The following is a 21,915-nucleotide window of genomic DNA, read 5'->3' as shown; positions in this document are numbered from 1 at the left end:
GCACTGCGCGAATAAATGTACCGGGAAGTGAGACGACGAGTCAGTGGCAGGCGTCGCTCGGTGGCCGATCGGAGCGGTGTGGCCCCGCAGGCAACGACAGCGTCACGACCGTCCCGGTCGGCTCGGCGTCTTCGACCGCGATTTCGCCGCCGAGGCTGGTGACGATCCAGTTGACGATCCACAGTCCCAGCCCGCTGCCGTGTTCCAGCGGCGTCTCCTCGTCGCCGCGCAGCACTGCCCGCTCCGTCTCGGGAAGCCCGGGGCCGCTGTCGCGGACGCTGATTTGGGTCCAGTTGCCACGTCGGTCGATGCTGACGACGATCGGACCATCAGCGCCGGCGTACCGGGCGGCGTTCTCGCACAGCTCCCGAACGGCGGTTTCGAGGTGGGCGTCAGCGAGGACCGGACAGCTCTCGGCCGCTTCGATGCGCAAGTCGACCCTTGGTAGTTCGCGGCGCAGTTGCGTCCTCACACGGTCGACGAGACAAGTCGCTTCGAGCACTCGCCGTTCCCGTTCCTCACGGGCAGTCTGCAGCGAACTCGCCGTCTCACCGAGTTTGACGAGATCGTTCGCGGCGGCTTCGATCGTCTCGGTGGCCTCGGCTGCGACTGGGCCGTCGACGCGCTCGTTCAGCACGTCCGCGTTGCCCAGTATCACGTTCATCGTGTTTCGGAGGTTGTGCCGCAGGACCCTGTTGAGAACCTGCACTTGCTGCTTTCGGCGGCGTTCGCTCGTGATGTCGTCGTAGCAGACGAGCACGTCGGTTCCCCGCTCGGACGACGGGTGCATTTTGACCCGCATCTGGCGGTGGCCGGTCGCCGTCTCGCGCCGACAGACTCGCTCGATGGCGTCCCCATCCCTGACATGGTTCACCAGTTCTCGCACCGCCGCCCGGTCGTCCGGCCGGGCGACCCACTCCGCGAGGCTGTCGCCGACGACGGCGTCGGCGTCGTAGCCGAACACGTCCTCGAAGGCGTCGTTGACTGACTGTACGATCCGCTCGCCGGCCTCGATGCGTGCCGCGACCACGGGGTGGGCGACGCAGTCAATCTCGACGCGGTCGGCGCGTCCGCCCGTCCGCAGGGCGTGCGCATCGAGTACGGTTTCGATGCGGCGCCGCACGACCGACGTTCGAAGTGGGCGCGCCACGATGTCGTCGACCTCCGGCGAGCAGTCGGTCGGAACTCTCCCGTCGTCGGTGACGAGCACGATTGCCGGGTCGGTCCCGGCGTCCGTGCGAGCGTCGATTTTCTCGACGGTTCGCTCGTCGGCAATCCAGAGGTCGACATCGGCGTCGCTGTCGGGCGCTCGAACCGACACGGCACACTCCTCGGAGACCATCGACGCAATTCGCTCTGCGCCGTCGGTGCCAGTGGTGACTGCGACGCGCACCGCGGACACTCGTCGATCGCTGTTGCCCGCGGCTGAGCACCCCTCAGCTGATGTCTGCTCGGTCACAGTTCCTCCTGGCTGGTCGCCATCTGATCCGGTTCTCTGACATGACCGTCCTCGCGGTCGGAGGCGCTTACCGTCCGAACGCGTCGATTTCTCGTTGCGACGCCGACCGCGCTGTTACTATTTGTCGATCGCCACTTATAATTACCGATGGCAATAACCATCGGTTTTATATTTTGACCGGAACCCTCAGCACAAAAGGGGAGGTTACTTATCAGAAGCGGATCCTACCTATCTACAGGGAGCGATATCGTGAAACTTCGCCAACCCACAGATTTCCTGATTCTCGAAGCACTACACGCCTACGGGCGAAACGTCGCGCCGAATCTGGCCCAGATCACCGGCAAGAGCCGTAAGAACGTCAACAATCGGCTGCCGGTGCTCGACGACTACGGACTGGTCCGCAAGATCGGGCCGGCCGAGCGGTCGGGGCTGTACGAGGTCACCGACAGCGGCCGCGTCGCGCTGCGCTGTCGGGACGAGTACGACTCGACGCCCGACTTCGAGGCGCTGATCGAGCGTCGCCTCGAAACCCAGAACGGGGCCGAGGCGGGCCAAGCGATGGTTCGGGGCGGACAAGACGCCGACGAAGACGCCGACGAGTAACCCGCCAGCGGGCGGTACGCGCGTCGTGTTCGAGAATCCGGGACCAAACGCACTTAGGTAACTGGTCCTGAGTACCCCTCGATGGGATGGAGAGAGCGGCTCGAATCGGGAGCCGGTGTCGATGCATCTCCCGACGCAGTCGCCGACGGCGAGGTTCTCGATCTGCTCGAACCCTCCGTACAGGAGTGGTGGATCGACCAGTTTGGCGCGTACGTCGAGGAAAACGAGGGCTTCTTTACGCCACCCCAAGAGCGCGCCGTCCCGCTGATTCACGAGGGCGACAACGCGCTGATCTGTGCGCCCACGGGCAGTGGCAAGACCTTGGCGAGTTTTACTGCGATCATCAACGAACTGTTCCGCCGCGAGCGCGAGAGCGGCCTCGACAACTCGGTCTACTGCCTCTACGTTTCGCCGCTGAAGTCGCTGGCCAACGACATCCATCGGAATCTCACCGAACCACTGGAGGGCGTCCGCGAGATTGCGGCGCGGCGTCACGGCGATGCGGGCGACGCCGCCGCTGTCGACCGCATTCGCCACGCGATTCGCCACGGCGACACGTCCGATAGCGAGCGCCGGAAGATGCTAGAGGAGACGCCGCACATCCTCAACACGACGCCGGAGACGCTCGCAATCCTGCTCAACTCGCCGAAGTTCCGAGAGAAGCTTCGCACCGTCGAGTACGTCGTCGTCGACGAGATCCACTCGCTGGCGGCGGGCAAGCGCGGCACCCACCTCTCGGTCAGCCTCGAACGCCTCGAAGCGCTCGCCGAGACCTCGCCGACGCGGATCGGCTGCTCGGCGACGATCGAGCCGCTGGAAGATGTCGCGGAGTTCCTCGTCGGCCGCGAGTGCCCGGGCGGGCCGCCACGCGACTACGAGATCGTCGACGCCCGCTTCGCCCGCGAGTTCGACATCGAACTCCAGTGTCCGACCGACGACCTGATCCACACGCCCCGAGATGTCGTGCAGGATCGCTTCTACGAGCGCCTCCACGAGCAGATCGGCGAGCACACCAACACGCTCGTGTTCGCCAACACGCGCTCGGGCGCCGAGCGCATCCTCCACAACCTGCGCGAGCGCTTCGATGGCTACGACGAGGACAACTCCGCGTGCCACCACGGCAGCCTCTCGAAGGATGTCCGCGAAGATGTCGAGCAGCGGCTCAAAGACGGCTCGCTCGACGTGGTAACGTCCTCGACGAGTCTCGAACTCGGCATCGACATGCCCCACGTCGATCTGGTCGTGCAGGTCGGTAGCCCGAAATCCGTCGCCGCTCTGCTCCAGCGCGTCGGGCGGGCGGGACACCGCGTCGGCGAGACGGTGACGGGCCGGGTGATCGCGCTCGACCGCGACGAACTCGTCGAGTGCGCCGTGATGCTCAAGACGGCCGAGGAGGGCTTCGTCGACGGCGTCTCGATTCCCGAGAACCCCCAAGACGTGGCCGCCCAGCAGGTCTACGGCATGGCGATCGCAGAGATCCGCCCGGAGAGCGAAGTCGTCGACGTGCTCCGACGGGCCTACCCGTACCGGAACTACGACGACGCCGACTGGGAACAGCTCGCACGGTATCTCACGGCCGACTACGAGGGACTGGAAGACCGGAACGTGTACGCGAAGATCTGGCGGGACGCGAACGATCCGCCCGACGGCGAGCACCACTACGAGGAGTTCCCGGTCGGCGAGGACCTGATCGGCAAGCGCGGCCGCCTCGCGCGGGTCATCTACATGACCAACATCGGGACGATCCCCGATTCCTTTAGCTGCGACGTGTTCACCCGCGCGAGCGACGAGTGGGTCGGCCAACTCGACGAGGAGTACCTCGACACGCTCGAAGCCGGCGACGTGTTCGTCCTCGGCGGCGACAACTTCGAGTACCGCTATCGCCGTGGATCGAAAGTGTACGTCGACCGGACGGCGGCGGCGCCGACGGTGCCCTCGTGGTACTCCGAACGGCTCCCGCTGGCATACGATCTCGGGCGCGAGGTCCTCGATTTTCAGGGTGAACTCCTCGACCGTTACGACGCGGGCGGCGCGGCGGCCGTCCGGCGCTGGCTCCGAACCTTCCCGCTGGACGACGACAGCGTCCGCGCGCTCGCCCGGATGTTCGACCAGCAGATCCGCTACGCCGGCGTAGAGAGCATCAGCACGCCCGATCGGCTCTCGATCGAGGTCGAGCGCGACCGCGAGGAGTACGAGCGCAACTACTACGTCCACTCGAACTACGGCCGCCGGTTCAACGAGGGGCTCTCGCGCCTGCTCGCCTACCGCTGCGCGCAGGCGACCAACGCCAACGTGTCGGTCGCGGTCGCGGACAACGGCTTCACGCTCTCGATGCCGCTGAACCGCAAGGTCGACGTGCGCGGCATTCTCGAAGACACCGCCCCCGACGACGCGCGTGACCTCCTCCGGGCCAGTCTCGACGGAACCGACCTGCTCCAGCGATACTTCCGGATCAACGCCACCCGATCGCTGCTGATCCTCAAGCGCTACAAGGGAACCGAGAAATCCGCCAGCCAGCAACAGGTCTCCAGCGAGATGCTGCTCGGGTTCGCCGAGGACTTGGACGACTTCGCCGTCATCGAGGAAACCTACCGAGAGATCCTCGAAGACAAACTGAACCTCGCCGGGATCGAGACCGTCCTCGACGGCATCGGCTCGGGCGAGATCGAGGTCGTCCGCCGGTCGGTCGACTCGCCCTCGCCGCGCGCGTTCGGCCTCGCAACCCTGATGGCCAGCGATGTCGTCCTCGCCGAGGACGAAAGCGCCGTACTCCGGGCGTTCCACGAGCGCGTCGTCTCCGAGATCGGCGACGGCGTCCCCGAGCGAAGCGGAGCCGAGGCCGACGAGTAGCCGCCGGACGTTTTTGTGCGATGCCGCACCAGCCCCGACGTGATAGCGATCGCCGGCGGCAAGGGCGGCTGTGGAAAGACCACGACGACGGTAGCGCTGGCTCGCGCGCTCGCGGACCGGGGCGGGGCGACGCCGCTCGTCGCCGACGCCGACTGGGACATGCCAAACCTCCACGCGCTCGCGGGCGCTGGGCCATCGCCGTCGATCGCGGCCGTTCGTGACGGCGACCGTCCGGACGCCATCGCGCAGTTCGTCGGCGAACCGGCCATCGGCGTCCTGCCGGCTCCGACAGGCGAGGAGTCGCCCCGCGTCGACGCCACCTTCGCGGCCCTGCGCGAGCGCACGGCTCGCTCACCGGTACTGGTCGACTGCCCGGCTGGCGCCGGCCGCGACGCCGCACGGCCCCTAGGACTGGCCGACGGCGTCGTGCTCGTGTCGACGGCGACGCCCGATAGCCTGCGCGACGCCGCTAAGACCGCCGCGATGGCAGATGCACTCGGGACGCCGATTCTCGGCGCTGCCCTCACCGCGGCCGGTTCGATTCCGCCGGGGGCGAGGCGACTGCTCGGCACCGAGCAACTGGTTCCGGTGCCCGAGTCGTCCTCGCCGCTCGACGACGCCGCCGTCCGACAAGCGTTCGCGGACTTGGCTGACGAGATACCCGTTTCTCCTCCAAACGGGACGAACATCGGTGTTCAACGCCGGCTCCACTCCCACGACGGGTACTGATGGCCTCGGTGCGGGTTGTATGAATCGTGATGGGGGCGGAACGAATCGCCGACAGGGCAAACAATTATGTGGCATTCAGGCGTACATCGGTCGAACGCATGGAGGGGCGACTGGACACCGGGATCGATGTCCTCGACCGGAAACTGGACGGAGGGATCCCGCCGGGGAGCATCATCGCGTTTACCGCGTCGCCGGCGAGCCAGTCCGAACTCCTGTTGTACCAACTCACCGCCGCCCGCGGATCGCTGTACCTGACGACCCAGCGCTCCGATCAGGCCGTTCGGGACGCCATCGAGGCCACCTCGGCACCGACCGGAAGCCCGACGGTTCGGGACATCAGCGGCAGCGAACCGCTCGATCAGGCCAACCGACTCATCCGAGCGCTTCCGGAGGGGGCGAACCTGATTATCGACCCCGTCGACGTGCTCGAACGGCGCGAGCGCAGCCGCTATCGCAACTTTCTGAACGACCTGCAGAACCACATGGTCAACACCGGCTCGCTGGCCATTCTGCACTGTCTCGACGGCGACTCACCGCCGGACAACCGAGATACCACCCAGCACATGGCCGACATCGTCTTCGACCTGACCACGACGGTTCGCGGGACCGATGTCGAAAATCGCCTCTCGGTGCCGAAGTTCCGGGGCGGACAGGCGCTCACCGAGACGATCAAGTTAGAGATGCAGGACCAGGTCGATATCGACACCAGCCGCGACATCGCCTGATCGGCGGTATTGGTCTGTTACTCGCGCAACGACGACCGACAGCGCAGCCGCTGTTGCCGTCGATTGCAGTCAAAAAGTGGGGTGTTGTGGTGTCGTCTCGGAGTGACGCCGACCGTCGGCGTCCGCCCTGATTCGGGTCCGACTTACTCGTCGACGTCTTCGAGCTCGTCGACGATCTCGTCGGCGTCGACGTCGGCGTCCTCGAGGGCGTCCTCGATGTCGCCGCCGCCCATGCCGCCGCCCATCATGCCGCCCATGCCGCCCATCATACCGGCGCCCTCGCCCAGCGTCTCTTGGACGATGATCCGGTCGAGGTCGAGCTTCTCGGTGACGTCCTGTGCGATCTGCTGCTTGGAGAACATCCACTGCTGGTTCATCGCAAGCTGGGGCGTCGACTCGACGTACAGCGTCTCCTTCTCGACGGTCTCGGTTTCCGTCTCGGGCTCGGCGTCCTCGTCGTCATCGTCGGACTCGACGACGACTTCTTCTTCCTCTTCTTCGGTCTCGATCCACATCTCGAGGTCGGCGTCGACGTACATGCCGATCAGGCCCTTGGCCTGCTCGACGCGGTCGTCGACCTCGTCGAGGATCTCGTAGTCGTAGTCGATGTCCTGCCCTGCCAGCGGGTGGTTGAAGTCGACGCGTGCGCGGCCGCCGATGATCGCTTCGACGTGGCCGTGCTCGCCGTCGACATCGACGTGAGCGCCGGGGTAACGGTCGTCCTCCGGGATCTTGTCGGCGCTGATGGTGCGGACCTCGTCGGGGTCGCGCTCGCCGAAGGCTTCCTCGCCGGGGACGGTGACCGATCCCTCGTCGCCGGCTTCCCGTCCGACGAGGTCGTCCTCGACGGCGCCGAAGATGTGGCCCTCGCCCAGCACGATCACGCGGGGCTCGAACGTCTGTTGCTGGTCGTCGACGCCCTCTTCCTCGGCGACCTCGGGGTCGGTCGTGTCGACGAGCTGGTCGCTCTCGACGGTGCGGGCGGTGTACGCCAGACGGACGAAGTCGCCGTTCTGGAGTCCGCTCTGTGCTTCTTCCTCGGCCTCCTCGGTCTCGGCCGCTTCGGCCTCCTCGTTGTCGCTCATACCTCCTACCTCGCCCGTTCGGCTTAAAACAATCACGTTTTGGACCCGGGCGGGGGACTTTTGGTCCGACGCCGCTCGGCTTCGAGCATGTACGAAGTCGAGATCAAAGTCCGGGCCGACCACGACGCCGTCCGCAGTCGGCTGGCAGCGCTGGACGCCGGCAAGCAGACACGCGTCAGGCAGGTCGACACCTACTTCGACGCGCCCCACCGGGAGTTCGCCGAGACCGACGAGGCCCTTCGCGTCCGTCGCGTCCGCGATCTGGACGCCGACGGCGCCGACGCCGAGGCCCGGATCACCTACAAGGGACCGCTGCTGGACGCCGAATCGAAATCGCGCGAGGAGTTCGAGACCGGCGTCGACGCGGGCGACACGGCGACCGAAATCTTCGAGCGTCTGGGGTTCGAGCCGGCCGCGACCGTCGAGAAAGACCGGACGGTGTACGAACTCGACGGGTATCACGTCACGCTCGACGCCGTCGACGGGCTGGGCGAGTTCGTCGAGGTCGAGACCGAGCGCGAGAGCGGCGATATCGCCGAAGCCCGCGACGGCGCCCGCGACCTGCTCGACGACCTCGGACTGGACGCCGACGAGCAGATCCGAACGTCGTATCTCGGGCTGTTGTTGGCCGACGACGCGGCGTGAATGGCGTCCGGAGACGGCATCTCGGCGCCTCTGAAATAACCGCAGAGCATGACTTCGTCGGTGCTGGTTTCCGCAAGTTATAGAATGGGGCGTAGATAATCCAGACGTAATGACAGAGCGGAACATCAGGGTCGAGCCGATCGACCGACGCGCCGTCGAGGACCAGGAAGTCGAAATCGTCGAGCGAAAGGGGATCGGCCACCCCGACTCTATCTGCGACGGTATCGCTGAGGCAGTCTGTGGCGCGCTGGCCCGCGAGTACATCGACCGCGTCGGCAAGGTGCTTCACTTCAACACCGACGAGACCCAGCTCGTCGCCGGCAACGCCGCGCCCGCCTTCGGCGGCGGCGAGGTCCAAGAGCCGATCTATCTGCTGATCGTCGGCCGCGCGACCAAGCGCTACGAGGGCACCCGGATCCCCGCCGAGACGATCGCGCTGGAAGCCGCCCGCGAGTACCTCGAAGCAAACATTCCCCAGCTCGACGTGGGCACCGACGTGGTCATCGACGTCAAGCTCGGCGAGGGGAGCGGCGACCTACAGGAGGTCTTCGGCGAGGAGGGTACTACTGTGCCGATGGCCAACGACACGAGCTTCGGCGTCGGCCACGCTCCCCTGACCGAGACCGAACAGATCGTTCTCGAAGCCGAACACAGTCTCAACGGTCCCTACGCCGAGGCCAACCCCGAACTCGGCCCCGACGTGAAGATCATGGGCAAGCGCGAGGGCGACCGGATCGACATCACCGTCGCGGCCGCGATGATCGACGAGCACATCGCCGACCTCGACGAGTACGACGAAGCCGTCACGGCGGTCCACGACCACGTCGAGGAGCTGGCGCGCGAGTACACCGACCGCGAGGTCTCGGTCCACGTCAACACTGCCGACGACTACGAGGAAGGCTCGATCTATCTGACGACGACCGGTACGAGCGCCGAGCAGGGCGACGACGGCTCGGTCGGCCGGGGCAACCGCGCCAACGGGCTGATCACGCCCAACCGCTCGATGTCGATGGAGGCCACCAGCGGGAAGAACCCCGTCAACCACATCGGGAAGATCTACAACCTGCTCTCGACGGACATCGCCGAGGCCGTCGTCGAGGAGGTCGACGGTATCCGCGACATGCGCATCCGCCTGCTCAGTCAGATCGGCCGGCCGATCGACGAGCCCCACGTCGCCGACGTGCGGGTCGTCACCGTCGACGGCGTCGACCTCGCCGACGTCGAGGCCGAGATCACTGAGATCGTCGACCGCGAACTCGCCGACGTCACGAGCGTCACCGAGCGCGTGATCGAAGGCGAGCTGACGACGTTCTAACTCACGATCCGGCGTCCGACGGCGTAGATGCCGGCGTACAGCACGACAAGTGCGATGGTCGCGGCCACGAGCACGCCGCGTCCGATTTCTGCAGTCGCAAAGCCGGGCGCGTACACGCCGGTGACGACGATCGCAGAGAGGGCGACCAGCGCGAGGATCGTCGCGCCGATCCCCAGATAGACCGTTGCGGTCCGCAGCGTCGGATTCGAGGGGAGTTGCATGTTTGGTCCGACCATCTCGTTCCGGATACAAGTTCCCTCGGGTAGCTGCATTCTTGGGGTCGCTTCGTCGAGCCGAAATTCCCAATACTCCGGGCCACGCAACCACGAGCGTGACACGCGTTTGCCTCGTCGGCTCGCCGGATGTCGTGCTGCGATACGAGTTGCTCTCCCGCGAGACCGCCCGCGAGGCGCTTGCGACGTACGACCTCTCGGAGCCGTTCGAGAACGCCATCGCCCTCGAGACGGTCAGCGTCGGCGCCGCCGTCTCGTTGCTGAACGATCTCAACTGGTATCTCACGCGATTCGTCGATACTGCGCTGGTGCGCGATCCCTCGATCAGCGACGACGAGTGGCTCTCCCGCGAACTCGCCGAGGCGGTCCGCAACGACCGGGTCGACCCCGCAGAGACGGGAACGTACCTCAAAGTGTACGGCGTCGTCGAGGACAGCGATGCCGACGGCGCCGAGCAGGCCGCGCCCGCCGCGGCGGCGTCGAACGAGAGCGCCGGCGCCGCGGCGTCGAGCGACGCCGAGACCGATCAGTCCGGTCCCGGGAAACTCGTCGAACCGCTGTACGTGCGCCGAACAGAGGGCGATATTCCGGAGTACGACCTGCGCGATGTCGAAGAGACGGTCGTCGTCAGAGTCCGCGAATCGGAGTTCGAGCCGTGATTCGCAGCGATCGGGTCCCGGCAGCGAACTCCAGATACGTCACCGTCGGCGACCGGCGGATTCACTACCTCGAAGCCGGCGTCGGCGGAGCCGGTGGCACCGACGCTCCGGCGTCGCGCGAGGGCGACCGTCCGCCGGTCGTGTTACTCCACGGGAGCGGCATCGACGACGCCGCCCTCTCCTGGAAGCACGCGATCGAACACCTCGCTACCGAGCGCGGCCGTCGGGTCTACGCGCTCGACTGGCCGGGGTACGGCGAGAGCGACGACCCGGAAGCGACGCCGACGACCGCGTACTACGTCGGCCTCCTCTCGGATTTTCTGGACGCGATCGGGATCGATCGCGCGGCGCTTGTGGGCATCTCGATGGGCGGCGGCGCCGCCCTCGGCGTCGCGCTCGACCGGCCCGAACTGGTCGAGCGACTCGCACTGATCGACAGCTACGGGCTCCGGGACGCGGTGCCCGGCGGCGTCGGCTCGTACCTACTTGCGAACACGCCCTTCGCGAACCTGTTCGGTCGGCAGTTCGCCGCGGCGACCAGCGGAGCTACCCGGCTGGCGGTCGGCGAGTTCGTCCACGACCCGGCGTCGCTGTCGGACGACTTCGTCGCCGAGGTCAACGAGCGCCTCCGCCGGTCCGGCGCCGGCGACGCGTTCTTCGCGTTCATGCGCGGCGAGTTCCGCGCAGACGGCGTCCGGACGGACTACTCGGACCGGCTCGACGAACTGTCGATGCCGACGCTGTTGCTCCACGGCGCCGACGACTCGCTGGTGCCCCCGGAGTGGTCCGAGGCCGCCGCGGCGGAGATTCCGGACGCGCGGCTCGAACTGATCGAACACTGCGGTCACTGGCCGCCCAGAGAGCGCCCGGAGCGGTTCAACGAACTCCTGAGCGAGTTTTTGGACGGGTAGGGACTATTCCTCGGACTCGTCGGCGTCGTGCTCCGAGTCGTGGTCGGCGAGCCGCGCCGCCGCACCGGCTGCGCCCGCCGCGCCGGCCGCGCCCGCGGCGACGCCGAAGCCGGGGATCGAGTTCCCGCCCTCCTCGGCCTCCGGCGGCGCGTCGAGGCTGTCGGCTGTCGGCTCGCTCGCAGACAGTACGACCGCGTGATCGACCGTCACGTCGGCGTGCCCGTCGCCCGACTCGATATCGGCGTCCTCGCCGGTGATCAGGTCGGTCTCCTCGACGTAGTCGCCGAGGCGGACGTTCCGGGCGCTCGTCCCGAAGTTCAACGCGACGACGACGCGCTCGCCCGAGTCGGGGTCGTGGCGGGCGTAGGCCACCACGTCGTCGGCGTTGGCGCCGTACTCGATGCGCTCTAGCTCGGCGTCGGTCTGGAGCGCGGCGTGGTTCTGGCGCAGGTCGACGAGGTTCTTGTAGTGGGTGAACAGTTCCTCGTCGAAGTCGCCCCAGTTCATCCAGTCGCGGTAGCCGTCGAGACCGGTCTCCTGTCCGGCGTAGATCGTCGGCACGCCCGGCAGCGTGCAGGTCGCCGCGCCCGCGGCCATCGACGCCGAGCGGCTGGTTCGCTTCTTGTAGCGGTCGGTGTCGTGGTTCTCGGCCCACTGCATGAACACCGAGTCGGGGTGGGCGCCGCGATACCGGCGCTCGTGGACGGCGTCGAGGATGCCCTCGGCGTTCTCGGGCGCGGCTTCGAGAGCCCTCATCAGCGCGTCGTCGTAGTGCACGTCGAACTGCCCCTCGCCCATGTCCACGTCGTAGGGCCAGCTCTCGTCGAGCAGGTAGAAGTCGGCGTCGTGGCGCTTGATGCGGTCGTAGATCTCCTTCCAGAAGCTCATCGGGACGCCCCAGGCCACGTCACAGCGGAACCCGTCGACCTTCTCGACCCAGAAGTCGACCACGTCGAGCAGGAACTCCCGGACCTCGGGGTTCTCGTGGTTCAGGTTCGGGATCGAATTCCAGCCGAAGTACGTGTCGGCGTCCCGCGAGAGGAAGTCGTCCCAGCGATACCAGTCCTTGTACTTCTCGTGGCCCTCCCTGTTGTTGAACGACGCCTTCTCGAAGAACGGGTGGGTGTCGGCGGTGTGGTTGATCACCAAGTCGAACACGACCCGGATGTCCCGCTCGTGGGCGGCGTCGACCAGCGCTTCCAGATCCTCCATCGTGCCTAGATCCGGGTCGACCTCGAAGTAGTCGGTCGTGTGATAGCCGTGGGGGCCGCCGAGATCCGTGGGCGTGCCGTAGCCCCGATCGGTTGCGACGAACGGCGTCATCCAGAGCACGTCGGCGCCAAGTTCTTCGACGTGATCGAGATGGGAGGCGATGTTGTCGAACGAGCGGTCGTCCTCGTCGGGGAACCGCCGCGTGAAGATCTCGTAGATGACGCCGTTTTTCGCGTACTCGGGCGGCTCGTAGGGGTACTCGATGGTGACGCCGTCGTCGCCGGGCACCACGTCGACCGCGTCGGCGACCGAGAAGCGGTCGCCCACCGCGACGGCGTGGACCCGCACCGGCTCGTCGAGGTCCGTCGGAACGGCGGGCCCCTCGCCCAGCGAGAGCGAGTCCCGATCGTCGACGTAGAACTCCACGCCGAGGTCCTCGGGGCTCTGGTCGGCCTCTTCGACGATCTCGGTCGTCGCCGAGAGCATCACCCGATCGTCCTCCACGTCGGCGTCGAGGTCGATCCGGGGCCGGGCGGCGTCGGTGTTCTCGCTGTCGAACACCCGGACGGTCAGCTCGTGGGTGCCATCCGGCGCGTCCAGCGCCAGCGTGTACTCGCCGGGCGTCTCGGGCTCGAACTCGGCGACCGGTGCGTCCGTCGGCGTCGCGGTCGCCCCCTCGGGCGCCTCGACGATCGACCACGAGTACTCGTGTCCGGCGTCGGGGTTCCACGGCGCGAGGTCGTTGCGCGTCTCGCCCTCCTGTCCGTTGGGGTTGACGAATCCCTCGCCGACGCGGGTAAATCGCGGCGGGCCGGGGTGATGGCTACCGTCGCCGCTCACCAGATCGAGGTCGGACTTGTTGGCGTCGTGTTCGGCACTCGCGGGGACGCCGACGCTCGCGGCGCCGGCGACGGCGGAGAGGCTCGCCAGAAACGTACGTCGTTGCACGACATGGACACACGTCCCCACAGATATTAAAATTATGATGAACAATTACGTCACGACGTTCGACAACGGGTCGGCCGTCACGGGTCGGCGGTCGGGGATCGGATCGGTGCCACCGCGTGCGGTGCTCACGCAACGTCGCGCTACTCAGCGGCAAACTACTCGGCGTCGAACATCCCCGTCGACATGTAGCGCTCGCCGCTGTCCCAGAACACCGTGACGACCAGCGGGCAGTCGTCGTAGACGCCGTCGGTCGGGTCGGCGTTGCCCTCGTCCGCGCGCTGGTCGTCGCCCGGAGTCGCCGTCGGCGTCCGTTCGGAGGGCGACGGCGGGCAGTCGGCGTCCGGCTCGGCGAGCCGCTCGGCGACGCGTCGGGCGACGACGCTGGTCGCCCCCGAGGACTGGCCGACGAGGATCCCCTCCTCGCGGGCGAGACGCCGACACTCGTCTTCGGCGTCCTCCAGCCGGACGGTCTCGACCTCGTCGATCAGATCGACATCGAGATTCTCCGAGACGAAGCCCGGCCCCATCCCCTGAAACTCGTCCTTTCCGGACTCGCCGGTCGAGAGCACGGCGTTGCGTTCGGGCTCGACCGCGATCACGTCCATCTCGGGGAACGCCTCTTTGAGGCGTCGGCCGGTGCCGCTGATCGTCCCGCCGGTCCCGACGCCGGCGACGAATGCGTCGATCGTGCGGTCGCCGACCTGCTCGACGATTTCGGCACCGGTCGTCTTGTAGTGGGCCTCGGGATTCGCCTCGTTGGTGAACTGACCCAACTGGATCGCGCCCTCGGCTTCGATCTCGTCGACCCGGTCGCGGGCGTCAGTCATGTCGCCCTCGATCAGTTCGAGGTCGGCGCCGTAGGCCCGCATGATCTGCTGGCGCTCCTCGGATTTCCCTTCGGGCATGACAATCGTCAGGTCGTAGCCCCGCGCGGCGGCGACCAGCGAGAGCCCGATACCGGTGTTCCCGCTGGTCGGTTCGACCAGTTCGTCGCCGGGCTCGATCAGGCCCTCGCGCTCGGCGGCCAGCACCATCTCGCGGGCCGGCCGGTCCTTGGCCGAGCCGCCGGGATTGAACGACTCGACTTTCGTGGCGACGGTCGACCCCGCCGGCGAGTCGACCTGTACCAGCGGCGACCCGATGGTGTCGAGGATACTTCGCTTCATTGGCCCGCAGTACAACCTTAGAACGTAAACGCCTGATGGATCCGGGCAACGACGGCCGATCCGAGGGCGTCGGTCGGCGTGGCGCCGTCGTCTTCACTGGCTGGCGCGGCGTCGGCGTCATCGTCGGCCGCCGTGACCCACGTGGAAGTGACCGGGAGCGAGGTCGTTAAGCCGCTCCGAACCGAACGCCGGTGTATGACGCTCGAAACCATGGAGCCCACGCCGACGTGGGACGCCGATGCCCACGAGGACACGGTCGACGTGTTCGCGGAACTCGCCGAGGACGACGCGGTGACGATCACAGTCTGGGGCGGTGACTGGTGTAAGGACTGCCGGGCCGAGCTACCGGACTTCGGCGCCGCGCTCGACGCCGCGGAGTTCCCCGAGGATCGCGTCGAGGAGATTCCGGTCGATCGGGACAAGAACGGCCCGCTGACCGACGAGTACGACGTCGAGTTGATCGCCACGATCGTCGTCGAGCGCGACGGCGAGGAGATCGCCCGCTTCGAGGAAGAAGAGCCGGTGCCCGCCGCGGTCTACCTCGCGGACCAGCTCCGCGAGTCCGAGCTGTCGGCCTGAGTAGCCCCCGTTTTTCGGTCGCTTATCGCTCCGGTAGCGACCGCTCCGACCGACCGATCCGTATCGGGTCATCACTCCGACTGATCAGCTAATCCGACAGTAGATGGCTTCTACGAACGGTTAGCGCCAGATTTATATCTGCCCGTCTCTGCGTGGGGCACGTCAGGATGCCTTCGCCGTTCGATAGCCTTCCAGACGATCCCCGCCTCGACGGTGATCACGTCCGCCACGTTTCCGGCGAGCACGACGTGTTCGTCGTCGGCGTCGTCCACGACCACCCCGCCAGCGTCCACCGCGTCCGGGCGCTCGTCGACGCTCTCGATCCCCACGTCGTCGCGCTCGAACTCCCGGAACTCGCCGTCCCGCTGTACCGCGCGTACGTCGAGAATCCCGAGCAGTCGACCGAGCGCGGCGGCGAGATGAGCGCCGCGATCGACGCCGCCGACGGTTCGACAGTCGTCGGCATCGACGCGCCGAGCTGGCGATTTCTGCGTGCGCTAGGCCGTCTCCTCCGGACCGAGGAGACCGACCGCGAGAACGTCGAACGCGTCGTGCGGGGGCTGGCAACGGTCACTCGTCGCGCACTCGCCAGTCGTCTCGCGGCGCCGATCGCACGCCGGACCGGCGTCGAGTTCGATCTGAACGCCCCGACCGAACACGGCTGCACGGACGTCGACGCGCCCGAGGCACAGGCCGCCGACGAGCGCAGACAGATCAGGCGGAGCGTCGCGCTGCTGGGCGCGCTCGACGGCGGCGGCGCCGCGACGTTGCGCGACGCCGCTCGCGAGACAGCGATGGCCGAAGCGATCGCTACCGAGCGCGAGACCGGCAGCGTCGTCGCGGTCGTCGGCCGGGACCACATGGATCCCGTGGCCGAGCGACTGGCTGCTGAGTGAGAGACCGCGGCCTGAGAACTAGCCGCTGCTGTACGGCGATACCGAGATCCCCGGCACCCGCGCGGCGACGCCGTAGAGCGCCTTCTTGGTGGCCCCGTTTGCGTACTGGCGGATGCTGCGCGTGATCGGGGTTCGCTTGCCCTGAATCCGGGTCGCACCCGATCGGATCGCGTCGACGACGACCTCGCCGTCGACATCGGGACGCGCGAGTTCGGTGTCGCCGAGCGTGATTTCGGTGTACGCCCGGCCGACGAAGGGTAGGTAGTGAGCGTCGCTCGCGCCGACCGCCGGGTAGTCGTTCCGGCTGGCGAATGCCCGCGCTCGCCGGTTTCGATACCCCGTGAACACCATCGAGTTGAACACCTCGATCGCGTCGCAGTCGGTGAGATTGCGCTTGCGGACGCCGTGGCGCGAGCGCTGGAACGGGTGGGGGACGATCGCCGCGCCGCCGTCCTCGCGGACGATCTCGATCGTCTTCTCTAGCGACATCCCCTTGACCGGCCGCTGGTCGACGCCGATCGCCAGCAGGTGGCCCTCGGCGGTCGATACCTCGACGCCGGGGATTCCGACGAGGCCGAACTCCTCGGCCAACTCGGCGGCGCGGCGCGACGCCGCGATTTCGTCGTGGTCCGTGATGACGACGCCGTCGAGGCCGATCGCGCTGGCGTGAGCGAGGATGAGTTCGACGGGTTCCCGGCCGTCGTAGGACTGCTCGGAGTGGACGTGCGGATCGATCGCTATCGATACCCCTTCTGCCATCTAGCTTTCAGAGGACCTCTGGAGGCTTAACTGCTCGCCCGTCCACCGTTTCCCGCCGATTTCTCCGTCCCCGACCGCCGAATCGCCGGTTCTATATCGGTAGGTTCGGCTTTCCGGCCGGCGTATCGCTGAGCCTGTCGCTGTCACTATTGTCAACGAATAGCAAGTGAGTGGGACGCTGTGAGCTGCCCGCCGTCGGCGCCGTCGATGCAGCGGAAAGCGAACGTTTAGGACGTGGCGGCCCCCTCGGAAACACGTGCGCATCGAGAACAGTTTCATCCCCGTCAGCGGCGTCGGCGAGGCGACCGAGCGAAAGCTCTGGCGCGCCGGGGTGACCCATTGGGACGACTTCGACGGCTCGGTCGTTGGCCCGACCACGGCCGACAACATCGAGTCGTTCATCGCCGAGGCCTACGAGCGCCTCGACCGCGGCGACGCCCACTACTTCGACCGGGCGCTGCCCTCCGGCGAGCGCTGGCGGCTGTACGAGAACTTCCGATCGGACGCCTGCTTCTTCGATATCGAGACGACGGGCTTGGACCACCAGCGCGATTCGGTCACGACCGTGAGCGTCCACCGGGACGGCGAGACGACGACGCTGGTCAACGGCGAGAATCTCACCGCTGACGCGCTGGCCCGTCAGTTCGAGGGCGCCGATCTGCTGGTGACCTTTAATGGCAAGCGCTTCGACGTGCCGTTCCTGGAGACCTCCTTCGGCGTCGACCTCGATTATCCCCACGTCGACCTGATGTACACCTGCAAACAACTCGGGCTCTCCGGGGGACTCAAATCCGTCGAGAAAGACGTGGGCATCGAGCGCGACCGGCCCGACCTCTCAGGACGGGACGCCGTCCGTCTCTGGCGCGAGTACGAGAACGGCGACGACGCCGCGCTCGATACGCTGGTGTCGTACAACCGCGACGACGCCGTCAACCTCAAAGCGCTGATGGAGACCGTCACCGACGAACTCCATCAGGACGTGTTCGCGTCGGTCTGCGACCAGTAGCTCAGGGCGCTCGCACGTCGTGTTCGAGCGTTCCGACGCCGTCGATCTCTACTTCGACCGTGTCGCCATCAGCTAACGGCCCCACGCCGGCGGGCGTCCCGGTCGCTATCACGTCGCCCGCCTCCAGTGTCATGTAGGCCGTGATCTCTTCGATCAGTTCGGGGATCGAGAAGATCATGTGCTCGCGCGAGGAGTCTTGGCGCGTCTCGCCGTTGACGCGCAACTGGACGCTGGCGTCCTCGGGCACCTCCTCGGGCGTCGCCACGACCGGGCCCATCGGCGCCGCGCCGTCGAAGGCCTTGCCACGCACCCAGTTTTGCTCGACGCGCTGGTCGTCGCGGTTGGAGATGTCGTTCATACAGGTGTACCCCTCGATAACCTCCATCGCGTCGGCGGCGTCGACGTTCCGGCACTGCTGGCCGATCACGACGCCGAGTTCGGCCTCGTGCTCGATCTTGTCTTTTCCCGCAGGCAGCGTGATCTCGTCGCCGTGGCCCGCCAGCGCGTTCGGCGGCTTGAGAAAGAGCAGCGGGCGATCCGGCACTTCCTCGTCGCGCTCGTCGGCGTGCTCGGCGTAGTTCCGACCGATGCAGACGACCTTCGATGGATCGGTCGGCGCCAGCACGTCGACCTCGTCGGGGTCGTACTCGCTGGTCCCGAAACTGATCGTTCCGTCGCGGTACTCGCCCCGTCGGACGGACCCCGCAGGGTCTCGAAATCGCACGTATTTCATACTGGTCCGTGTGCGTGCCACCGCGTTAAACGTTCGACATTCCGGCAGGCGGCGACGCCGATGTCGCTTCGTGGGTGCGCCGGCGTCGATCGTCGAACGCCTCCGCACACCGAAACGCCTTCCCACGGTCACTTTGGAACGACAGGTTTAAGCGAATTACCCGGGAATCGTTGGGTACGCTTCGCCCGATGCGAAGTGGCGCTCCGTTGGTGTAGTCCGGCCAATCATTTCGGCCTTTCGAGCCGATGACCTGGGTTCAAATCCCAGACGGAGCATCCTTCTGAGGAACAAAGTGACGAAGAATGGAGCGGACGTTCTGGGATTTGAACTACGGAGATCCGAGCGGAGCGAGTCTCGCCATCGAGTTCAAATCCCAGACGGAGAGTTTCCTGTTGCTCTGCTCGACGCCGCCGTATCGTCAGTTCGATTGACAAGTACTATGTCGTCACCACGTGACCACCGACGTATGCTCGGTGACGCACTGGAGTTTGCGGCCGAACTGCTCTTCGACTCGGTGCTCGACAGCGACGACGATCGGTCCGCGGTCGGCTGGATCCTACTGTTCGTCGGAACGGTTCTCGGCATCGGCGGGATCGCGCTCGCGGCCAACGGCCGGTCGCAGCTCGGCCTCGCCGTACTGGCCGTCGGCGTCGTGCTGTTCGCTATCGGTGCTTGACCGGCGGCGTCGTCCTTCGATTTCGCACCACGTCACCGTCCACCAATCACGACGCCGAAACACAACGTATTTCACTGTACCCCGGTAACTCGAAACTGCACGAGGGCCGGTAGCTCAGTCCGGCAGAGCGTCTGACTCTTAATCAGACGGTCGCGCGTTCAAATCGCGTCCGGCCCGCTTTCTGAACGAACGATTTCGAGTCGGAGTCACATCTCCGTCGCCGGGGTGTTTTCCCCCGACAGACGTTTAATCCCATACCGCCTCGCGATTTTATCCTCAAAGTCGGCGTTGTAATCTAATGAAAACTCGCGAATGATATGTGAGAACCAAACCTTATGTGATGGGTCGTTGTAGAAGGCTAACGACAATGGCTAATGACCATATAACGCTCGCCTTGGAAGACGCTCCCGGTACACTGGATCTCGAAGGGCTGCCCCTGCCAGAGGAGGTGGCCGAGTCACTCCTCGAACTGGCGTCTAATTCTCGGCGCCGCCACGCGATGCGTGCGCTGACGGAGCTAGAGTCCGGTGTCACACCCCGATCCGAACTCGCTCGTCGCGTCGCAACACTCGAAACCAGCGCGACGCCGTCGGACAGACTCGTCCGTCGCGTCGAAATCGCGCTGCACCACACTCACCTCCCGGCTCTCGACGAGGCCGGCGTGGTCGAATACGACCCGAAGACCGAACTGCTCACGTTTGATCCCACCCCGGACGCCGAACACGAGATTCGGGCGGTCGTCGAGTGGGTCGACCGCTGGCAGTCGCCGCCGGCCGGTGTTCCCGACGCGTAAGCACGTATCGACGCGACCGACAGTCGGAGGCCATCTGTTCGTGTTCGAGATGTGACTGTGTCCTGTGCCAGCAAAGCGAAGTTCCGAACGCGACGAAAATGACACTGATTGCCCGTGTTGGGGCGATTACTCGTCGGGGCTGTAGTTGGGCGCCTCGTCGGTGATGACCACGTCGTGGGCGTGGCTCTCGCGCTGACCGGCGCCCGAGACGCGAACGAACTCGGCGCGCTCTTTGAACGCCGGGATCGTCTCGGCGCCGACGTAGCCCATCCCGCTTTGCATCCCGCCGGTGAGCTGGTGGAGCTCGCTGGCGAGACTGCCCTTGTACGGCGTCGCCGCTTCGACGCCCTCGGGGACGTACTCGTCTTCCTCGTCGGGCTCGTCCTTGAGATAGCGGTTGTCGTCGTCGTCGCCGGCGGACATCGCACCGACCGAGCCCATCCCGCGGTACTGCTTGTACTTCTTGCCGTTCATCGTGACGACGCGGCCCGGCGCTTCGTCGGTGCCGGCGAAGTACGAGCCCAGCATCACTGCGTCGGCGCCCGCGGCGATGGCCTTGATCGCGTCGCCGGAGTAGCGGATGCCGCCGTCCGCGATGACGGGCACGTCGTGCTGGCTGGCGATATCGGCGACCTGCGTGACGGCGGTGATCTGTGGCATCCCGGCGCCGCTGACGACGCGGGTGGTACAGATCGAGCCCGGCCCGATGCCGACCTTGATGCCGTCCGCGAAGTCGACGAGTTCGGCGGCGGCCTCGCGGGTGCCGATGTTGCCCACGACCACGTCGGCGTCGACCTGCTCTTTGATCTCGCGCGAGCCACTGACGACGTTCTGGTTGTGCGCGTGAGCGGTGTCGATAAAGAGCACGTCGGCGCCGGCCTCGTCGGCGGCGACGGCGCGCTCGGTGTTGAACGGGCCGACGGCGACGCCACAGCGCAGACGGCCGTCCTCGTCGCGGGCCGCGTTGCCGTACTCGCGGCGCTGGAGGATGCCTTGCATCGTCACGAGCCCGGTCAGGCGATCCTCGTCGTCGACGACCGGCACGCGTTCGATCTTGTGCTCGTACATCAGTTCGAGCGCCTCGCGTGCGGTGACGTCTTGGGACGCGGTGACGACCTCGTCGGTCATCGCCTCGTGGACCTCGTCGCTGTCACCGACTTCGAGGTAGGGGCGGATGTCGGTCCCGGAGATGATCCCGAGCACCTCGTCGTCGTCGTCGACGACGGGGGCGCCGCTGACGCCTTCCTGTTCCATCATCGCGTCGACTTGCCGGACGGTCTGGTCGGGGGCGGCCGTCACGACGTCGCGGATGATCAGCTCGTCGGCGCGCTTTACCTTCTCGATCTCCTCGACCATCCGGTCGAGGTCGAGGTTGCGGTGGATGACGCCCAAGCCGCCCTGACGGGCCATCGCAATCGCCATCCCGCTCTCGGTGACGGTGTCCATCGCCGCCGAGAGGACGGGGACGTTCAGTTCGACGTTGCTGGAGACGCGCGTCCCCAAATCGGCCTCGTCGGGCTCGACCGTGCTCTCTTTGGGACGCAACAGCACGTCGTCGAAAGTCAACGCTTCCGGCACCTGGAGTTTCTGGGAGAAGAACTCGTCTTCGGGAACGTCGTTCGCCATGTCAGTGGTCCGCCTCGGCGCCCCAAAAACGTTGCGAGACGCCCCGCTCGCCGTGTCTCTGCTACGCGATCACACGACTCGCGACGCCTGATGCTCCCGGTCTCGCTACGGACCGTGTTCTGGGAGGGATTTCGATTCGCCCGTCTCTCGAACGGCGTGCCGACGGCGTCCTGACAACCTTGACGATCGTTCTCAAACGGATGTACGAAGTTGAACATCGGGGAGTAAATACGGTCGTAACGGCCGTTTCCAAACGTGTGGCTCCGTCTCACGGAACGTTTATGACTCCACCTGATAGATTATGTAG

At 66.4% G+C, this 21,915-nt stretch carries 22 protein-coding genes and 2 tRNA genes; 15 read left to right on the top strand and 9 right to left on the bottom strand.

What is annotated here, in order from left to right; genetic code table 11:
• Positions 1 to 40 precede the first annotated feature (40 nt).
• The gene (locus tag CRO01_RS05370) at positions 41 to 1,393 is read right to left on the bottom strand and encodes a sensor histidine kinase (protein WP_143824916.1); all 1,353 of its coding nucleotides are present in this window, start codon (positions 1,391 to 1,393) and stop codon (positions 41 to 43) included.
• A gap of 315 nt (positions 1,394 to 1,708) precedes the next feature.
• Here CRO01_RS05370 and CRO01_RS05365 point away from each other — a divergent pair, with 315 nt between their 5' ends.
• The 4 genes from CRO01_RS05365 (at position 1,709) to CRO01_RS05350 (ending at position 6,366) form a co-directional block, all read left to right on the top strand.
• Positions 1,709 to 2,062 (top strand): ArsR family transcriptional regulator, encoded by a 354-nt coding sequence (locus CRO01_RS05365; protein WP_218839130.1) that lies wholly within the window; start codon positions 1,709 to 1,711, stop codon positions 2,060 to 2,062.
• 81 nt (positions 2,063 to 2,143) lie between these two features.
• Positions 2,144 to 4,912, top strand: coding sequence for an ATP-dependent helicase (locus CRO01_RS05360; protein WP_097008054.1), 2,769 nt, complete (start codon positions 2,144 to 2,146; stop codon positions 4,910 to 4,912).
• 39 nt (positions 4,913 to 4,951) lie between these two features.
• On the top strand, positions 4,952 to 5,641 hold the full coding sequence (locus tag CRO01_RS05355) for a MinD/ParA family ATP-binding protein (protein WP_097008053.1): 690 nt from the start codon (positions 4,952 to 4,954) through the stop codon (positions 5,639 to 5,641).
• 98 nt (positions 5,642 to 5,739) lie between these two features.
• On the top strand, positions 5,740 to 6,366 hold the full coding sequence (locus CRO01_RS05350; protein WP_097008052.1) for an RAD55 family ATPase: 627 nt from the start codon (positions 5,740 to 5,742) through the stop codon (positions 6,364 to 6,366).
• Between the two features lie 143 nt (positions 6,367 to 6,509).
• Here the strand turns inward: CRO01_RS05350 and CRO01_RS05345 are convergent, their stop codons facing one another.
• On the bottom strand, positions 6,510 to 7,451 hold the full coding sequence (locus tag CRO01_RS05345; RefSeq protein WP_097008051.1) for an FKBP-type peptidyl-prolyl cis-trans isomerase: 942 nt from the start codon (positions 7,449 to 7,451) through the stop codon (positions 6,510 to 6,512).
• An 87-nt stretch (positions 7,452 to 7,538) separates the two neighbouring features.
• Here CRO01_RS05345 and cyaB point away from each other — a divergent pair, with 87 nt between their 5' ends.
• Together cyaB and CRO01_RS05335 are read left to right on the top strand one after the other, a co-directional pair.
• The gene (cyaB, locus tag CRO01_RS05340; protein ID WP_097008050.1) at positions 7,539 to 8,096 is read left to right on the top strand and encodes a class IV adenylate cyclase; all 558 of its coding nucleotides are present in this window, start codon (positions 7,539 to 7,541) and stop codon (positions 8,094 to 8,096) included.
• Positions 8,097 to 8,205: 109 nt separating this feature from the next.
• Positions 8,206 to 9,411: a methionine adenosyltransferase gene (locus CRO01_RS05335; protein WP_097008049.1), complete on the top strand. Its 1,206-nt coding sequence runs from the start codon at positions 8,206 to 8,208 to the stop codon at positions 9,409 to 9,411.
• Here the strand turns inward: CRO01_RS05335 and CRO01_RS05330 are convergent.
• The gene (locus tag CRO01_RS05330) at positions 9,408 to 9,632 is read right to left on the bottom strand and encodes a hypothetical protein (protein WP_143824915.1); all 225 of its coding nucleotides are present in this window, start codon (positions 9,630 to 9,632) and stop codon (positions 9,408 to 9,410) included. The genes CRO01_RS05335 and CRO01_RS05330 overlap by 4 nt on opposite strands.
• Positions 9,633 to 9,742: 110 nt before the next feature.
• Between CRO01_RS05330 and CRO01_RS05325 the strand changes: the two genes are divergently transcribed.
• Positions 9,743 to 10,303: a DUF5804 family protein gene (locus tag CRO01_RS05325; RefSeq protein ID WP_097008349.1), complete on the top strand. Its 561-nt coding sequence runs from the start codon at positions 9,743 to 9,745 to the stop codon at positions 10,301 to 10,303.
• Positions 10,300 to 11,214 carry an alpha/beta fold hydrolase gene (locus CRO01_RS05320; protein ID WP_179747399.1) on the top strand — a complete coding sequence of 305 codons (915 nt, stop codon included), beginning with the start codon at positions 10,300 to 10,302 and terminating at the stop codon, positions 11,212 to 11,214. The genes CRO01_RS05325 and CRO01_RS05320 overlap by 4 nt, the downstream gene beginning before the upstream one ends.
• Positions 11,215 to 11,217: 3 nt before the next feature.
• Here CRO01_RS05320 and CRO01_RS05315 read toward each other — a convergent pair whose 3' ends face one another.
• From CRO01_RS05315 to CRO01_RS16325, 3 genes are all read right to left on the bottom strand, one after another.
• Positions 11,218 to 13,374: an alpha-amylase family glycosyl hydrolase gene (locus tag CRO01_RS05315; RefSeq protein ID WP_218839129.1), complete on the bottom strand. Its 2,157-nt coding sequence runs from the start codon at positions 13,372 to 13,374 to the stop codon at positions 11,218 to 11,220.
• Between the two features lie 155 nt (positions 13,375 to 13,529).
• Positions 13,530 to 14,540, bottom strand: coding sequence for a PLP-dependent cysteine synthase family protein (locus tag CRO01_RS05310; protein ID WP_097008046.1), 1,011 nt, complete (start codon positions 14,538 to 14,540; stop codon positions 13,530 to 13,532).
• 17 nt (positions 14,541 to 14,557) lie between these two features.
• Positions 14,558 to 14,752 (bottom strand): hypothetical protein, encoded by a 195-nt coding sequence (locus CRO01_RS16325; protein ID WP_143824914.1) that lies wholly within the window; start codon positions 14,750 to 14,752, stop codon positions 14,558 to 14,560.
• On the opposite strand from CRO01_RS16325, the gene CRO01_RS05305 reads away from it, so the two are divergent.
• Both CRO01_RS05305 and CRO01_RS05300 read left to right on the top strand, forming a co-directional pair.
• Positions 14,736 to 15,119 carry a thioredoxin domain-containing protein gene (locus CRO01_RS05305; protein ID WP_097008045.1) on the top strand — a complete coding sequence of 128 codons (384 nt, stop codon included), beginning with the start codon at positions 14,736 to 14,738 and terminating at the stop codon, positions 15,117 to 15,119. The genes CRO01_RS16325 and CRO01_RS05305 overlap by 17 nt on opposite strands.
• Before the next feature lie 167 nt (positions 15,120 to 15,286).
• The gene (locus CRO01_RS05300) at positions 15,287 to 16,015 is read left to right on the top strand and encodes a hypothetical protein (protein WP_097008044.1); all 729 of its coding nucleotides are present in this window, start codon (positions 15,287 to 15,289) and stop codon (positions 16,013 to 16,015) included.
• Between the two features lie 18 nt (positions 16,016 to 16,033).
• Here the strand turns inward: CRO01_RS05300 and CRO01_RS05295 are convergent, their stop codons facing one another.
• The gene (locus CRO01_RS05295) at positions 16,034 to 16,774 is read right to left on the bottom strand and encodes a CehA/McbA family metallohydrolase (protein WP_097008043.1); all 741 of its coding nucleotides are present in this window, start codon (positions 16,772 to 16,774) and stop codon (positions 16,034 to 16,036) included.
• Between the two features lie 256 nt (positions 16,775 to 17,030).
• On the opposite strand from CRO01_RS05295, the gene CRO01_RS05290 reads away from it, so the two are divergent.
• Positions 17,031 to 17,780, top strand: a complete 750-nt coding sequence (locus tag CRO01_RS05290) for a ribonuclease H-like domain-containing protein (RefSeq protein ID WP_097008042.1) — start codon at positions 17,031 to 17,033, stop codon at positions 17,778 to 17,780.
• Between the two features lies 1 nt (position 17,781).
• On the opposite strand, the gene CRO01_RS05285 is transcribed toward CRO01_RS05290, so the two are convergent.
• Positions 17,782 to 18,513 carry a fumarylacetoacetate hydrolase family protein gene (locus tag CRO01_RS05285; RefSeq protein ID WP_097008041.1) on the bottom strand — a complete coding sequence of 244 codons (732 nt, stop codon included), beginning with the start codon at positions 18,511 to 18,513 and terminating at the stop codon, positions 17,782 to 17,784.
• A 200-nt stretch (positions 18,514 to 18,713) separates the two neighbouring features.
• Here CRO01_RS05285 and CRO01_RS05280 point away from each other — a divergent pair.
• The 4 genes from CRO01_RS05280 (at position 18,714) to CRO01_RS05265 (ending at position 19,982) form a co-directional block, all read left to right on the top strand.
• Positions 18,714 to 18,788: transfer RNA gene (locus CRO01_RS05280), tRNA-Glu, on the top strand.
• A 191-nt stretch (positions 18,789 to 18,979) separates the two neighbouring features.
• On the top strand, positions 18,980 to 19,189 hold the full coding sequence (locus CRO01_RS05275; RefSeq protein ID WP_097008040.1) for a hypothetical protein: 210 nt from the start codon (positions 18,980 to 18,982) through the stop codon (positions 19,187 to 19,189).
• Between the two features lie 103 nt (positions 19,190 to 19,292).
• Positions 19,293 to 19,366 (top strand) — tRNA-Lys (locus CRO01_RS05270).
• Between the two features lie 190 nt (positions 19,367 to 19,556).
• The gene (locus CRO01_RS05265; RefSeq protein WP_143824913.1) at positions 19,557 to 19,982 is read left to right on the top strand and encodes a DUF7344 domain-containing protein; all 426 of its coding nucleotides are present in this window, start codon (positions 19,557 to 19,559) and stop codon (positions 19,980 to 19,982) included.
• Positions 19,983 to 20,108: 126 nt separating this feature from the next.
• On the opposite strand, the gene guaB is transcribed toward CRO01_RS05265, so the two are convergent.
• Positions 20,109 to 21,608 (bottom strand): IMP dehydrogenase, encoded by a 1,500-nt coding sequence (guaB, locus tag CRO01_RS05260; protein WP_097008038.1) that lies wholly within the window; start codon positions 21,606 to 21,608, stop codon positions 20,109 to 20,111.
• Positions 21,609 to 21,915 lie beyond the last annotated feature (307 nt).

The sequence above is a fragment of the Natronoarchaeum philippinense genome (assembly GCF_900215575.1).
GTDB lineage: Archaea > Halobacteriota > Halobacteria > Halobacteriales > Natronoarchaeaceae > Natronoarchaeum > Natronoarchaeum philippinense.
Note: the sequence above shows the minus strand (reverse complement) of the source record. Positions and strands in the feature narration are given on the sequence as shown.